The 14,081-nt window shown below is 72.9% G+C and carries 15 protein-coding genes; 10 read left to right on the top strand and 5 right to left on the bottom strand.

Translation table 11 applies throughout. From position 1 onward, the window contains the following. Window positions 1–191 precede the first annotated feature (191 nt). The 4 genes from VT52_RS01085 (at window position 192) to VT52_RS01070 (ending at window position 3,842) form a co-directional block, all read left to right on the top strand. Window positions 192–1,370 carry an ArsA family ATPase gene (locus VT52_RS01085; protein WP_046421307.1) on the top strand — a complete coding sequence of 393 codons (1,179 nt, stop codon included), beginning with the start codon at window positions 192–194 and terminating at the stop codon, window positions 1,368–1,370. Between the two features lie 63 nt (window positions 1,371–1,433). Further along, window positions 1,434–1,937, top strand: a complete 504-nt coding sequence (locus VT52_RS01080) for a DUF5304 domain-containing protein (RefSeq protein ID WP_046421308.1) — start codon at window positions 1,434–1,436, stop codon at window positions 1,935–1,937. A 67-nt stretch (window positions 1,938–2,004) separates the two neighbouring features. Beyond that, on the top strand, window positions 2,005–2,958 hold the full coding sequence (locus VT52_RS01075; protein ID WP_046421309.1) for an ROK family glucokinase: 954 nt from the start codon (window positions 2,005–2,007) through the stop codon (window positions 2,956–2,958). Window positions 2,959–3,065: 107 nt separating this feature from the next. Next, window positions 3,066–3,842, top strand: coding sequence for an endonuclease/exonuclease/phosphatase family protein (locus tag VT52_RS01070; RefSeq protein WP_046421311.1), 777 nt, complete (start codon window positions 3,066–3,068; stop codon window positions 3,840–3,842). Window positions 3,843–3,927: 85 nt separating this feature from the next. Here VT52_RS01070 and VT52_RS01065 read toward each other — a convergent pair whose 3' ends face one another. Both VT52_RS01065 and VT52_RS01060 read right to left on the bottom strand, forming a co-directional pair. Continuing rightward, window positions 3,928–4,566: a hypothetical protein gene (locus tag VT52_RS01065; RefSeq protein WP_046421312.1), complete on the bottom strand. Its 639-nt coding sequence runs from the start codon at window positions 4,564–4,566 to the stop codon at window positions 3,928–3,930. Next, the gene (locus VT52_RS01060) at window positions 4,559–5,338 is read right to left on the bottom strand and encodes an alpha/beta hydrolase (protein ID WP_046421313.1); all 780 of its coding nucleotides are present in this window, start codon (window positions 5,336–5,338) and stop codon (window positions 4,559–4,561) included. The genes VT52_RS01065 and VT52_RS01060 overlap by 8 nt, the downstream gene beginning before the upstream one ends. Before the next feature lie 173 nt (window positions 5,339–5,511). On the opposite strand from VT52_RS01060, the gene VT52_RS01055 reads away from it, so the two are divergent. The 4 genes from VT52_RS01055 to VT52_RS01040 all read left to right on the top strand — a co-directional run bounded on the left by VT52_RS01055 (window position 5,512) and on the right by VT52_RS01040 (window position 9,441). After that, entirely contained in the window at window positions 5,512–6,333 is an 822-nt protein-coding gene (locus tag VT52_RS01055; protein WP_420856251.1) for a lysophospholipid acyltransferase family protein, read from the top strand. Window positions 6,334–6,362: 29 nt separating this feature from the next. Beyond that, window positions 6,363–7,583: a MacS family sensor histidine kinase gene (gene macS / locus VT52_RS01050; RefSeq protein ID WP_046421314.1), complete on the top strand. Its 1,221-nt coding sequence runs from the start codon at window positions 6,363–6,365 to the stop codon at window positions 7,581–7,583. Then, entirely contained in the window at window positions 7,580–8,257 is a 678-nt protein-coding gene (locus VT52_RS01045; protein WP_046421316.1) for a response regulator, read from the top strand. The genes macS and VT52_RS01045 overlap by 4 nt, the downstream gene beginning before the upstream one ends. A 155-nt stretch (window positions 8,258–8,412) precedes the next feature. After that, entirely contained in the window at window positions 8,413–9,441 is a 1,029-nt protein-coding gene (locus VT52_RS01040) for a 6-phosphofructokinase (RefSeq protein WP_046421317.1), read from the top strand. Between the two features lie 62 nt (window positions 9,442–9,503). On the opposite strand, the gene VT52_RS01035 is transcribed toward VT52_RS01040, so the two are convergent. Together VT52_RS01035 and VT52_RS39635 are read right to left on the bottom strand one after the other, a co-directional pair. Continuing rightward, window positions 9,504–11,363 carry an anthranilate synthase family protein gene (locus VT52_RS01035; RefSeq protein ID WP_046421318.1) on the bottom strand — a complete coding sequence of 620 codons (1,860 nt, stop codon included), beginning with the start codon at window positions 11,361–11,363 and terminating at the stop codon, window positions 9,504–9,506. Window positions 11,364–11,477: 114 nt separating this feature from the next. After that, the gene (locus VT52_RS39635; protein WP_403427590.1) at window positions 11,478–11,534 is read right to left on the bottom strand and encodes a trp operon leader peptide; all 57 of its coding nucleotides are present in this window, start codon (window positions 11,532–11,534) and stop codon (window positions 11,478–11,480) included. Window positions 11,535–11,638: 104 nt separating this feature from the next. Between VT52_RS39635 and VT52_RS01030 the strand changes: the two genes are divergently transcribed. Together VT52_RS01030 and VT52_RS01025 are read left to right on the top strand one after the other, a co-directional pair. Then, window positions 11,639–12,991 (top strand): class II 3-deoxy-7-phosphoheptulonate synthase, encoded by a 1,353-nt coding sequence (locus tag VT52_RS01030; protein WP_046421375.1) that lies wholly within the window; start codon window positions 11,639–11,641, stop codon window positions 12,989–12,991. A 154-nt stretch (window positions 12,992–13,145) separates the two neighbouring features. After that, window positions 13,146–13,373: a (2Fe-2S)-binding protein gene (locus VT52_RS01025; protein ID WP_046421320.1), complete on the top strand. Its 228-nt coding sequence runs from the start codon at window positions 13,146–13,148 to the stop codon at window positions 13,371–13,373. Window positions 13,374–13,382: 9 nt separating this feature from the next. Here the strand turns inward: VT52_RS01025 and bfr are convergent, their stop codons facing one another. Next, window positions 13,383–13,892: a bacterioferritin gene (gene bfr / locus VT52_RS01020; RefSeq protein ID WP_046421321.1), complete on the bottom strand. Its 510-nt coding sequence runs from the start codon at window positions 13,890–13,892 to the stop codon at window positions 13,383–13,385. Between the last annotated feature and the right edge of the window lie 189 nt (window positions 13,893–14,081).

Raw genomic sequence — 14,081 nt, 5'->3', positions numbered from 1 at the left:
CGCCGCCCGCGCCCGCCCTCCCCCTTCCCGGCCCAGACCGGGCGGAGGACCTCCCGGCCCAGACCGGGCGGGGGACCCCAGCGCCCCGGCGGCACGACCGCCCCCGGCCGGGGCGTCCGCCGCCGGGCCGGGTGCCCGGCCGGCCGCCGCTCCCCGCACCGCCGCCCCCGCGTCCGTTACCGTTCGGACTCATGCGGACCATCCTGATCACGGGGCCCGGTGGCAGCGGGCGGACCACCGTCGCCGCCGCCACCGCGCTGCGCGCAGCCCGCGAGGGCAGCCGGACCTTGTTGCTGAGCGCGGAACGGGCGGACACCCCCGGCACGGTGCTGGGCACGCCGACCGGGGCCCGGCCCGTCGAGATCGAACCCCGGCTCACCGCCTGGCGCCCCGACGCCGCCGCCGGCTTCCGCCAGGACCTCGCCGACTTCCAGCGCCGCGCCGCCGGCGTCCTCGACCTGCTCGGCGCCTCCCGGCTGGACGCCGAGGAGGTCACCCCGCTGCCCGGCGCCGAGGAGCTGACGTTCCTGCGCGCGCTGCGCGACGCCGCGCTCTGCGAGCGGTACGACCTCCTCGTCGTGGACCTGCCGCCCCTCCCGGGGGCCCTCGCCCTGCTCGCCCTCCCCGAGGAACTGCGCCGCTACCTGCGCCGGCTGCTGCCCCCCGAGCGTCAGGCCGCCCGCGCCCTGCGCCCCGTGCTCGGCCGGCTCGCCGGTGTCCCCATGCCCACGGACTGGCTGTACGAGACGGCCGGCCGCTGGGACGTGGAGCTGGCCGCCGTGGAGGCCGTGCTCACCGACCGCGACACCACCGTGCGCCTCGTCGCCGAACCCTCCCCCGCCGCCGCACAGGCCCTGCGCGCCGCCCGCCTCGGCCTCGCCCTGCGCGGTCTGCGGACCGAGGTCCTCGTCGCCAACCGCACCCTGCCCGACACCACCCCCGACCCCTGGCTCGCCGGCCTGGCCGCCCAGCAGCGCAAGGCGCTCGGGGAATGGGAGGGCGAGGGGGACCACGACGTGCACCCCGTGCCGCACCTCGGCCGCGACCCGCACGGCCCCGACGACCTCGCCGCCCTCGCGGTACCCGCCGTCACCGACGCGGACCGCCCCGTCGAGTGGCAGGTCGCCGACCGGATCGCCGAGGACGGGGTGCTGGTCTGGCACATCCCGCTGCCCGGCGCCATACGGGAGGAGCTCGACCTGATCCGGCGCGGCGACGAACTCGTGATCACCGCGAGCGCCTTCCGGCGGATCGTCTCCCTGCCCTCCGCCCTGCGCCGCTGCACCGTCTCGGGCGCGGGCCTGCGCGAGGGCGAGCTGCGGGTGCGCTTCGCCCCGGACCCCGGCCTGTGGCCCGCCGCCGCACGGTGAACGGGTCACCCCTGTTCGGGTAACGTCGTACGCGTAAGGGCGTACCGCAGTCAGGAGTCCGCCATGAGCGAAGAGCGCCCCGCCGAACCGCACGAGGAGCCGCGGGTGAGCGACGCCGACGCCTGGGCCACGGCCTGTGCCGAGGACCTGGAAGCCGAGAAGGCCCGCCACCGCGCCACCCACGGTGCGCCGCCCCCCGGCTCCGCCGCCGAGGAACTGAAGAAGCTCGTGGACACGGTGGCCGACAAGCTGTCCGGCCTCCAGTCCCCCCTCGGCGCCCTCGCCGGACCCGCCGCCCAGCAGATGGTCAGGCAGGTCGTCCAGCAGGCGAAGGCCGCCGTCGAACCCGTCATAGAGCGCAACCCCGGCGTCTTCGACCACCTCGCGGCCGCCGGCGGCGAACTGCTCGCCGCCTACCGCTCCGCCGTCCAGTCCCAGGAGCAGCGCTGGACCGCCGGTCCGGACGATGTCGCGGACGAGTGGCGCAAGGAGCGCGGGGACGACGGCGGCAAGGGGCGCGACCGGGGTGAGGGCACCGGTTCCTCGGAGCGCATCGACCTGGACTGAAGCCCTCGTCGGCAGGGGCCTCGGGTACGGTTGGCCGTAGCGGGGCTCGACCGGAACTGAGGGATTCATGGGACTCACCATCGGCGTCGACATCGGCGGTACGAAGATCGCGGCCGGCGTGGTCGACGAGGAAGGCAACATCCTCTCGACCTTCAAGGTGCCGACCCCCACCACGCCCGAGGCCATCGTGGACGCCATCGCCTCCGCGGTGGAGGGCGCGCGTGCCGGGCACGAGATCGTCGGCGTGGGCATCGGTGCGGCCGGTTACGTCAACCGGCAGCGCTCCACCGTCTACTTCGCCCCCAACATCGACTGGCGCAACGAGCCGCTCAAGGAAAAGGTCGAGGCCCGCACCGGCCTGCCCGTCGTGGTCGAGAACGACGCCAACGCCGCCGCCTGGGGCGAGTACAGGTTCGGCGCCGGCAAGGGCCACCGCAACGTCATCTGCATCACCCTCGGCACCGGCCTCGGCGGCGGCATCATCATCGGCAACAAGCTGCGCCGCGGCCACTTCGGCGTGGCCGCCGAGTTCGGCCACATCCGGATGGTCCCGGACGGCCTGCTGTGCGGCTGCGGCTCGCAGGGCTGCTGGGAGCAGTACGCCTCCGGGCGCGCGCTGGTCCGGTACGCCAAGCAGCGCGCCAACGCCACCCCCGAGCACGCGGAGCTGCTGCTCTCGCTCGGCGACGGCACCCCGGAGGGCATCGAGGGCAAGCACATCTCCATGGCCGCCCGGCAGGGCGACCCGGTGGCCGTCGACTCCTACCGTGAGCTGGCCCGCTGGGCCGGCGCCGGCCTCGCCGACCTGGCCTCCCTCTTCGACCCGTCCGCCTTCATCGTCGGGGGCGGCCTGTCCGACGAGGGCGAGCTGGTCCTCGACCCGATCCGCAAGTCGTACAAGCGGTGGCTGGTGGGCGGGAACTGGCGCCCGGTGGCCGACGTCATCGCCGCGCAGCTCGGCAACAAGGCGGGCATGGTCGGCGCGGCGGACCTGGCTCGCGAGCCCGACCCGATCATGTAGGACACGTCCGGGCCAGAAGGGACGCGAGGAACCGCGCGACCGGCCGGGCACCCCCGGCGGTCGCGGGCGCTCCTCGCGTTCCACCCCCTGGGCGTACATTGATCCACATGGCGCCGCTCCCCAACTCCCACACAGAGCCCGATGGTTCAGCCGTCGTCCGCGTGCTGAGCTACAACATCCGGTCCCTGCGCGACGACACCGACGCCCTCGCCCGGGTGATCACCGCCTGCGCGCCCGACCTGGTCCTCGTCCAGGAAGCGCCCCGGTTCTTCCGCTGGCGCAAGAAGCTCGCGCGGCTCGCGGCGGCCGCCGGACTCGTCGTCCTCACCGGAGGCGGCGCTGCCGCGGGGCCCGCGATCCTGTGCTCGCTGCGCGCCACCGTGGAGCGCGCCGAGGACGTCCTGCTGCCCCTCACCCCCGGTCTGCACCGGCGCGGTCTCGCCACCGCGGTGGTCCGCTTCGGCGGTGCCCGGCTCGGGGTGATCAGCTGTCACCTCAGCCTCGACGACACCGAGCGGCAGGCCCAGGGCGGTCTGCTCCTCGACCGGCTCGACGGACTCGGCGCGGAGCACGCCCTGGTGGGCGGGGATCTGAACGAGGGCCCGGACGGGCACACCTTCGGTCTGCTCGCCGGCGCCCTCCAGGACTGCCGGGCCGTCGCCCCCTGGGGCGGCGAGGAGACCTGGACGCGCGGTGCGCCGGCGCGCCGTATCGACGCGGTGTTCGCCTCCAAGGGCATCGAGGTGCTCGGCTGCGGGGTCCCCGAGGACCTGCCGGGCCTCAGCCGCGCCGACCTGGCCGCCGCCACGGACCACCTCCCGGTCCTGGCAGCCCTGCGTGTCCCGGCCGCCGGAGAGCGGCCCGAGCCCGCCCAGGGCCGCTGAGGCCCCTCTTCCGGATCTTCTCGGGGCCGCGGGCCCGGCGAGAGGGCGCCGTTGCCCGGAGCCGGCCTGATCCGGACGGAAGACCCTAGACCACGGCTCCCCGGCCCGGATCGTCGTCGTCGTCCTCGTCCGTCCGCATCCGTGCCACCAGCGTCGCGAAGCCGCCGAGGAAGCCGCCGACGGCGAGGGTCGTCAGCCACCAGGTCATCTCCCAGCCGAGCAGCACCGCCACCAGCAGCAGGACCGGCCCGCCGACCACACCCAGCCAGGCGAACCTCGACGTGGTGTCGCCGGTGTCCAGCGGCGGCGGCTCGGGCGGCACGAAGTGGCCCTCGTCGTCCTCGTCGAAGTCGTCCTCGGACGGCTCCGGCACGCGGTGGTCGCGGGGGCCGACGCCGGGCGCGAAGGAGACGGAGCCGCCCAGCGGCCGGGCGGGCCGCGGCTCCTGCGGCTTCTTCCCGCCCTCGCCCTCGTCCGCCGTCGCGGCGTCCTTCTCCAGGTTCTCCAGCAGCGCGTCCTTCTCCAGCAGCGCCAGGTCCTCCACCGGCTTGAAGGGCTTGCTGCCCGGCGGGTCCGGCGGCTCCTCGCCGTACCCGGCCACGATGGCCCGCCAGGCGGCGTCCTCGTCGAAACGCAGCCCGTTCTCCTCCGGCTCCCGGTCCCGCCGCTCCTCCCGGTCCTCCCGGTCCTCGCGGCCCTCGGGACCCGGGTCGTGCTCAGCCAACTGCGGCCGTCCCTTCCTTGCCCGGAATCGGTGCGAGCCGGCCGATGAAACCGAGGCTCTCCTCGAAGATCCGGTCCGCGTCCACGTCCAACGTCGCGACGTGGTAGCTGTGTTCCAGCACGATCTCCCGGACGTCCGCGGACGAGATCCGCTCCAGCACCCGGGCCGAGTCGACGGCCGGTACGACATGGTCCTGGGCGCTGCGCAGCAGCAGCAGCGGCTGGGCGATCCGGGGCAGCTCGCCGTCCAGCCGGCGCAGGAACCGGCGCAGCGAGTGCGCCGCGTGCAGCGGCACCCGGTCGTAACCCGTCTCGGCCGCGCCGCCCTTCGCGATGTCGCTGGCGATGCCCTTGGTGGAGCGCACCAGGTGCCGGGCCACCGGCAGCGCGTACGCGGACAGGCCGTGCACCTTGTTCGCCGGGTTGACGACGACCACGCCGCTGATCCGGTCGCCGTGCAGGGCGGCCAGCCGCAGCGCGAGGGCGCCGCCCATCGACAGGCCCGCGACGAACACCTGGGAACAGCGCTCGGACAGCAGCCGCAGCTCGCGGTCCACCGCCGCGTACCAGTCCTGCCAGCCCGTGAGCTGCATGTCCTCCCAGCGCGTGCCGTGTCCCGGCAGCAGGGGCAGCGACACCGTCAGGCCGTGCGCGGCGTGGTGCTCCGCCCACGGGCGCATCGACTGCGGCGAGCCGGTGAAGCCGTGACAGAAGAGGACGCCCACCTCGCCGCCGGAGTGGCGGTACGGCTCGGCTCCAGGGAGAACCGGCACCTTAGACGCTCCTGTTCCTGGGGAAGGGCCCCGCCGCCGTCCGGCGGGGGCGTTGAGAACACGCGGATGTGCTTCACCGTACGCGACCGCACGGACACCGACCAGGGCCGTCGGGTGCTTTGACGGTCCAGGGGGTTAAGGTCTGTTCGACGGAAACGGGAGGCACACGGGTGTTGTACGGCACGATGAAGGTCGCCATCGGAGGGCCGCTGAAGGTCGCCTTCAGGCCCTGGGTGGAGGGGCTGGAGAACATCCCGGCCGAGGGCCCGGCCATCCTGGCCAGCAACCACCTGTCCTTCTCGGACTCGTTCTTCCTGCCGACGATGCTCGACCGCAAGGTCACCTTCATCGCGAAGGCCGAGTACTTCACCACGCCCGGGGTGAAGGGCCGGCTCACCGCCGCGTTCTTCAAGGGCGTCGGCCAGCTCCCGGTGGACCGCTCGGGGGCACGCGGCGCCGGTGAGGCCGCGATCAAGAGCGGCATCGAGGTGCTGGAGCGCGGCGAGCTGTTCGGCATCTACCCGGAGGGCACCCGCTCGCCCGACGGCCGGCTCTACCGGGGCAAGCCCGGCGGCCTCGCCCGGGTGGCGCTCGCGACCGGTGCCCCGGTGATCCCGGTGGCGATGATCGACACCGAGAAGATCCAGCCGCCCGGCAAGGTGATGCCGAAGCTGATGCGGCCCGGCATCCGGATCGGCAAGCCCCTCGACTTCAGCCGCTACCAGGGCATGGAGCACGACCGCTTCGTGCTGCGCGCGCTGACCGACGAGGTCATGTACGAGATCATGAAGCTCTCCGGCCAGGAGTACGTCGACATGTACGCGACCGCGGCCAAGCGGCAGATCGCGGAAGCGGCGAAGGCGGCCAAGGAAGCGGAGAAGGCGGAGAAGGCCAAGGACGTCGAGAAGGCGGAGAAGGCCAAGGACGTCGAGAAGGCGGAGAAGGCCAAGGACGTCGAGAAGGCGGAGCAGGCCGAGGACGCGGAGAGCAGGTAACCGCGCGGGGCTGACGGGGGGCACGGGGGATGGCCGGGCGCGAGCGCGTGCTGAGGATGTCGGTGGAGCTGCCGCTGTGGCGTGCGCTCGCCGGGTACCGCGTGCTGACCATGCTGTACGCGCTCGGCCTGTGCGCCACCTCCTACGACCGGTTCACCCGCCCGTGGATCGCGGTCGGCTACGACGCCGTCCTCGTCGTCTGGACCCTCGCCACCCTGCCCCGGGTGCGCGGCGCGGCCGGCTGCACCAGGGGCTTCCTCGCCGCCGACCTGACCATCGCCCTCGCCGGCGTCATGCTCACCGCGTTCGCCGACAGTCACCAGCGGGTCGCGGGCGGCCCCACCCTGCCGACGATATGGACCGGCGGCGCGGTCCTCGCCTTCGCGGTCAAGGGCGGCTGGCGCTGGGCCGCCGTCGCCTCCACGGTGGTGGCCGCCGCCAACCTGGTCGAGCGCGGCCAGTTCGCGCGGGACACCGTGCACAGCCTGATCCTGGTCTGGGTGGCCTCCATCGGCATCGGCTACGTCGTGGAGGTGGCCCGCGCCTCCGAACGCACCCTCGCCCGCGCCCTGGAGGTCGACGCCGCGACCCGGGAGCGGGAGCGGCTGGCCCGGGACATCCACGACAGCGTGCTCCAGGTGCTCGCGATGGTGAAGCGGCGCGGCACGGCCCTCGGCGGCGAGGCGGCCGAACTGGGCAGACTGGCCGGGGAGCAGGAGGTGGCCCTGCGCACCCTGGTCTCGGGTGGTCCGCTGCCGGCCGCCCGGACGGCCGGGGACGGCGCCGTACCCGTCGTGGAGCCGGCGGGCCCGCCGGACGACGGCGGCCCGGTCGATCTGCGCACCCTCCTCGCCCCGTTCGCCCGCGACGGGGTGAGCCTGGCCGAGCCCGGCGCCCCGGTGCCGCTGCCGCCGGCCGCCGCCCGGGAGCTGGCCGCGGCCGTCGGCGCCGCCCTGGACAATGTGCGCAGGCACGCCGGCGAGGGTGCGCGGGCCTGGATCCTGGTCGAGGACGAACCGGCGGACGTCCTCGTCACCGTCCGGGACGACGGGCCCGGCATCCCCGAGGGGCGGCTCGCCGAGGCGGAGCGCGAGGGGCGGCTCGGCGTCACCCAGTCCATCCGCGGCAGACTGCGCGACCTCGGCGGCAGCGCCGAGCTGATCTCGGTGCCCGGCCAGGGCACGGAGGTCGAACTGAAGGTACCGAAGGGCGCCGTGACGGCGCGGGGGAAGAAGGCGGAGCGGCGATGACACAGCGGCAGGACCCGATCAGGGTCATGGTGGTGGACGACCACCCCATGTGGCGCGACGCGGTCGCCCGGGACCTGGCCGAGTCCGGCTTCGAGGTGGTCGCCACCGCGGGCGACGGCGAGCAGGCCGTGCGCCGTGCCATGGCCGCCGCCCCCGATGTGCTGGTCCTGGACCTCAACCTGCCCGCCAAGCCGGGCGTCCAGGTGTGCAAGGAACTGGTCGCCCACAACCCGGCGTTGCGCGTCCTGGTCCTGTCCGCGAGCGGTGAGCACGCCGACGTACTGGAGGCGGTGAAGTCCGGCGCGACCGGCTATCTGCTGAAGTCCGCGTCCACCGGCGAACTGCTGGACGCGGTGCGCCGTACGGCCGTCGGCGACGCGGTGTTCACGCCGGGCCTCGCCGGACTGGTCCTCGGCGAGTACCGGCGCCTGGCCGCCGAACCGGCGTCCGCGCCCGACGCCGGCGTCCCGGGCACGCCCCGGCTGACCGAGCGGGAGACGGAGGTGCTGCGGCTGGTCGCCAAGGGCCTGAGCTACAAGCAGATCGCCGAACGCCTCGTCATCTCCCACCGCACCGTGCAGAACCACGTCCAGAACACCCTCGGCAAGCTCCAACTCCACAACCGCGTGGAGCTGGTGAGGTACGCGATCGAACGCGGCCTCGACGGGGAGTAGCGCCCCGCGACCCGGGTCCGCGCCCCCGGCTCCCGCGACGGCTCTCCGGCGTCCGCGGAAATCCCCCCGATTCACCCGTACCGCCTCTCCCAGTGTGACGCGCATCACCATTAGCGTGACAAAGCGTCAGGCACTGCGGGTGAAGGGACATTTCCATGCGGGTCGGAGTACTGACCGGAGGCGGCGACTGCCCCGGGCTCAACGCCGTCATCCGGGGCATCGTGCGCAAGGGCGTGCAGAGTTACGACTACGAGTTCGTCGGCTTCCGGGACGGCTGGCGGGGCCCCCTCGAAGGCCGCGCCGTCCGTCTCGACATCCCCGCCGTACGCGGCATCCTGCCCCGCGGCGGCACCATCCTCGGCTCCTCCAGGACCAACCCCCTCAAGATCGAGGACGGCATCCGCCGGATCAAGGAGAACCTCGCCAAGCAGGAGGTCGAGGCCCTGATCGCGATCGGCGGCGAGGACACCCTCGGGGTGGCCGCCCGACTGTCCGGCGAGTACGGCGTGCCGTGCGTCGGCGTGCCCAAGACCATCGACAACGACCTTTCCGCCACCGACTACACCTTCGGCTTCGACACCGCCGTCAACATCGCGACCGAGGCCATCGACCGGCTGCACACCACCGCCGAGTCCCATATGCGGGTCCTGGTCTGCGAGGTGATGGGCCGGCACGCCGGCTGGATCGCCCTGCACTCGGGCCTGGCCGGCGGCGCCAACGTCATCCTCATCCCCGAGCAGCGCTTCGACCTCGACCAGGTGTGCGCCTGGATCACCTCGCGCTTCACGGCGTCGTACGCCCCGATCGTGGTGGTCGCCGAGGGCGCCATGCCCAAGGACGGCGAGATGGTGCTCAAGGACCAGTCGCTGGACTCCTTCGGGCACGTGCGGCTGTCCGGGGTCGGCGAGTGGCTGGCCAAGGAGATCGAGAGGCGCACCGGCAAGGAGGCCCGCACCACCGTCCTCGGGCACATCCAGCGCGGCGGCACCCCCAGCGCCTTCGACCGCTGGCTCGCCACCCGCTTCGGACTGCACGCCGTGGACTGCGTCCGCGACGGCGACTTCGGCAAGATGGTCGCCCTGCGCGGCACCGACGTGGTGCGCGTGCCCCTCGCCGAGGCGACCGCCAGACTGAAGACGGTCGACCCGAAGCTGTACGAGGAGGTCGGGGTGTTCTTCGGCTGAGCGCCGGCGGGCGCGCCGGGCCGTGGGCCGGAACACCGGCCCGCGGCCCCGGGCCGGCCGCCTCAGAACGCGCTCGCGCCGCGCAGCCGGCCCATCAGCTCCCCGACGATCGCCGTCCCGTCGAGCGTCAGCACCGACTCCGGGTGGAACTGCACACCAGCGAACCCGGGTCCTCGTACGGCGTGCACCTCGCCGCCCGCCGCCCGGCTCACCTCGATCCCGTGCGCCGCCAGTTCCCGCGCCGCCTCCTCGTCGCAGCGGGCGGTGAAGCTGTTGTAGAAGCCGACGGTCTCGGGGCGTCCGAACAGCTCGATCTCCGTCTGCGCCCCCTGGTAGGGCACTTCCTTGCGGACGATCTCCAACCCCAGCTCGGCGGCCAGCAGTTCATGGCCCAGGCACACGCCCAGCACTCCGTGCCGGTGCTCCCGGACGAGGGTCCGGGCCAGCTCCCGCAGGAACCGCATCTTCGGATCGGCCAGGTCGGAGGGGTTCCCGGGGCCGGGGCCGAGCACCACCGGGCCCTCGTGCGCGAGCGCCGCGGCCCGCAGCCCCGGCTCGTCGTAGCGCCGTACCGTCACCTCCAGGCCCGTCGCGCGCAGCAGATGGGCCAGCATCGCGGTGAAGGTGTCCTCGCCGTCGACCACCAGGGCACGGCCGCTCACCTCGGCGGCCGGCTGCTGCATCCGCAGCCAGAACGGGGCGAGGAAGGCCCGCCGCCCGTCGAGCGCGGCCCGCACCCGGGGGTCGTCGGCCAGCCGGGGCAGCCCCCGCTCGGCGGGCGGCCGCCCGGACCGCACCCCGAGGGCCGCGAGTACGCCCGCCGCCTTCGCATGGGTCTCGGCGACCTCGCCCGCCGACTCCGAGCCACGCACCAGCGTGGCCCCCACCGGCACCCGCAGCCGTCCGTCCGCGCCGATGTCGGCGGTGCGGATCAGGATGGGGGAGTCCAGGGTCTGGGCGCCGCCCGCGTCCCGCCCGAGCAGGGCCAGGGCCCCGGCGTAGTACCCGCGCCCCCCGACCTCGTGCCGCTCGATCACCCGGCACGCGTTCTGCACCGGCGACCCGGTGACCGTCGCCGCGAACATGGTCTCGCGCAGCACGTCCCGGGCGTCCAGGGAGGACTTCCCGCGCAGCTCGTACTCGGTGTGCGCGAGGTGCGCCATCTCCTTCAGACGCGGTCCCACGACGACCCCGCCCATGTCGCCGACGGTGCACATCATCTTCAGCTCCTCGTCGACCACCATCGACAGCTCCTCGATCTCCTTGCCGTCGGCGAGGAAGTCCAGCAGGTGCTCGGGCGTCGGCCCCTCGGCGGGATAGCGGTAGGTGCCGCTGATCGGGTTCATCACGACCGTGCCGCCGGACATCCGCACGTGCACCTCGGGGCTCGCGCCGACCAGCGTCCGGTCCCCGGTGTGCACCACGAACGTCCAGTACGCCCCGCGCTCCCCCTCCAGCAGCCGCCGGAACAGCGCCAGCGCGTCCGCCCGGCCGAAGCCGGGGATCTCGCCCTCGTAGGTGCGCCGGATCACGAAGTTCGCGCCCTCGCCGCCGCCGATCTCCTCTTCGAGGACCCGCCCGACGATCCCGGCGTACTCCTCGTCGCCGACGTCGAAGCCGCCGCCCTCGACCCGCACCCGGTGCGCCGGCAGCCGCCGCAGCGCCTCGTCCAGCGGGATCTCGTACGACTCCTCGGGCGTCAGCACCAGGAGCGGGGTGCCGTCGTCGCGGACGTCGAAGCCGCGCTCGCGGATCTGCCGGAACGGCACCAGGGCGAGGCCCTCGTCCGGCAGCTCGGCGAGCCGGTCGCGGCTGCCGACCGGGCCGATCAGCACCTCCACCGGGTGGTCGGTACGGCCGGGCACCCGGCGGCGCAGCAGGGCGAAGGGGCGGGGGTCGGACAGCAGGTCCCTGAGGTCCACGGGTCGGTCTCCTACTCGGTCGGACGAGGGAAATCGCGAGGAGGGGGAGGAACGACCCCGGAAAACGCCGAAGGCCGCCCTCGGGCGGCCTTCGCGAAGTCTGGGTGCGCGCGATCAGTGGGCCGCCGAAGGAGCGGTCCACCACCAGTTCTGGTCGGAAAGCGCGAACATGCGCAAGACCCTACCCCACCCCGGCCGGTCCACGAATCAGTCGTCGCGTCTCATTTTCCGGGCGACTCGTGGAACACGGGACACGACCCCGTAATGTGTACGAGGTGACCGTGAACGCTAAGACCAGCGCGAGCGCTGGCAACACCTGGCGAGACCTGCCCGCGGCGCAGCAGCCCGAGTACCCCGACACCGAGGCTCTGCGCGCAGTGATCGCGGACCTCGAGTCGTATCCGCCGCTCGTCTTCGCGGGCGAGTGCGACCAGCTGCGCGCCCGGATGGCGGCCGTCGCCAAGGGAGAGGCGTTCCTCCTCCAGGGCGGCGACTGCGCCGAGGCGTTCGACGCGGTGTCCGCCGACCAGATCCGGCAGAAGCTCAAGACCCTGCTCCAGATGGGCGCCGTCCTCACCTACGCGGCCTCCGTGCCCGTGGTGAAGGTCGGCCGCATCGCCGGGCAGTACTCCAAGCCGCGCTCCAAGCCGACCGAGACCCGCGACGGGGTGACGCTGCCCACCTACCGGGGCGACTCCGTCAACGGCTTCGGCTTCACCGAGGCCGCCCGTGTCCCGGACCCCGAGCGGCTGAAGCGGATGTACCACGCCTCGGCGTCCACGCTGAACCTGGTGCGCGCCTTCACCACCGGCGGGTACGCCGACCTGCGCCAGGTGCACGCCTGGAACCAGGACTTCGTGAAGACCTCCCCCTCCGGCCAGCGCTACGAGCAGCTGGCCCGGGAGATCGACAACGCGCTGAACTTCATGCGGGCCTGCGGCACCGACCCGGAGGAGTTCAAGACCGTCGAGTTCTTCGCCTCGCACGAGGCGCTGCTGCTGGACTACGAGTCCGCCCTGACCCGGGTCGACTCCCGCACCGGCAAGCTGTACGACGTCTCCGGGCACATGGTGTGGATCGGTGAGCGCACCCGCCAGCTGGACCACGCGCACATCGAGTTCGCCTCGCGGATCAGCAACCCGATCGGCATCAAGCTCGGCCCGAGCACCACGGCCGAGGAGGCGCTGAAGTACATCGACCGCCTCGACCCCGAGCGGGAGCCGGGCCGGCTGACCTTCATCGTCCGGATGGGCGCCGACAAGATCCGCGACCGGCTGCCCGAGCTGGTCGAGAAGGTCACGGCGTCCGGCGCCACGGTGGCCTGGGTGACCGACCCGATGCACGGCAACACCTTCGAGGCGGCCTCCGGGCACAAGACCCGCCGCTTCGACGACGTGCTCGACGAGGTCAAGGGCTTCTTCGAGGTGCACAAGGGCCTCGGCACCCACCCGGGTGGCATCCATGTGGAGCTGACCGGCGACGACGTCACCGAGTGCGTGGGCGGCGGCGACGAGATCTTCGTGGACGACCTGCACCAGCGCTACGAGACGGCCTGCGACCCGCGGCTCAACCGCAGCCAGTCCCTCGACCTGGCCTTCCTGGTCGCGGAGATGTACCGGGACCAGTAGGCGATCCCTTCACCGAGGGCGTGCTGGGGCGCGGATCACATGGAATCCGCGCCCCTCGCTCTTTTGCGGTCGCGAAGCGACGGGTAAGGTTAGGTTTGCCTCACCGGGAACGGGGTGGCAGAGATACGGCGATCCCGTCGGGAGGTGAGTCCGGGTGTACGTGTGCAGTTGCTTCGGCATCACCGAGGCGCAGGTCCGGCAGCACGCGGACGACGGCGCCTCCACCCCGCGCCACATCGCCTCCGCCTGCAAGGCCGGCACCGACTGCGGCCGCTGCGTACGGCGCATCCAGGCCCTGCTCGGCCGGGACGCCTGCCCCCGCCGCGAGCTGATCGAACGGCGCGCCCCGGCGACGCTCGACCGGCTGGACGACGCCGCCTGAGGCTCCGCCCTAGAAGCTGCCGGTGCCCGGCCCCGAGGGGTCCGGCTGGCTCTGCTCGACCAGCGTCGAGATGTACAGCGCCTCGCCCAGCTTGTCGACCAGTTCCAGCTGGGTGTCCAGGTAGTCGATGTGGTGTTCCTCGTCGGCCAGGATCGCCTCGAAGATGTTCGCGGACGTGATGTCGTCCTTGTCGCGCATGATCTGCACGCCCCGGCGCAGCCGGTCGATCGCCTCGACCTCGATCTGCCGGTCGGCCCGGAACATCTCGGTCACCGTCTGCCCCACCTCGATGTGGGAGAGCCGCTGGTAGTTCGGCAGCCCGTCGAGCAGCAGGATGCGGTCGGTCAGGATCTCCGCGTGCCGCATCTCGTCGAACGACTCGCGCCGGGTGTATTCCGCGAGCTTGGACCACCCCCGGTGGTCCTGGATCTTGGAGTGCAGGAAGTACTGGTTGATCGCCGTCAGCTCGGCGGTCAACTGTTCGTTGAGCAGTTCGATGACGTCGGGGTCGCCCTGCATCGCAGCGGCTCCTTCCACACGGATGTCTCCCGCACGGATATCGGGGGAGGTGTGGGCCGCATGATTGCATCGGACGCGAAGATCGTCCAGTAAGTGCTGACTTAGTAAGTGTGACGGGATTTAGTGGTATTTGCCCGTTTCGGAGAGGGGTGGTCAAGGGCACTGCCCGAGGTCTGTCAGGATGGTTAC

The organism is Streptomyces malaysiense, assembly GCF_000980885.2.
Lineage (GTDB): Bacteria > Actinomycetota > Actinomycetes > Streptomycetales > Streptomycetaceae > Streptomyces > Streptomyces malaysiense.
This window is presented reverse-complemented; position numbering and strand designations above follow the sequence as displayed.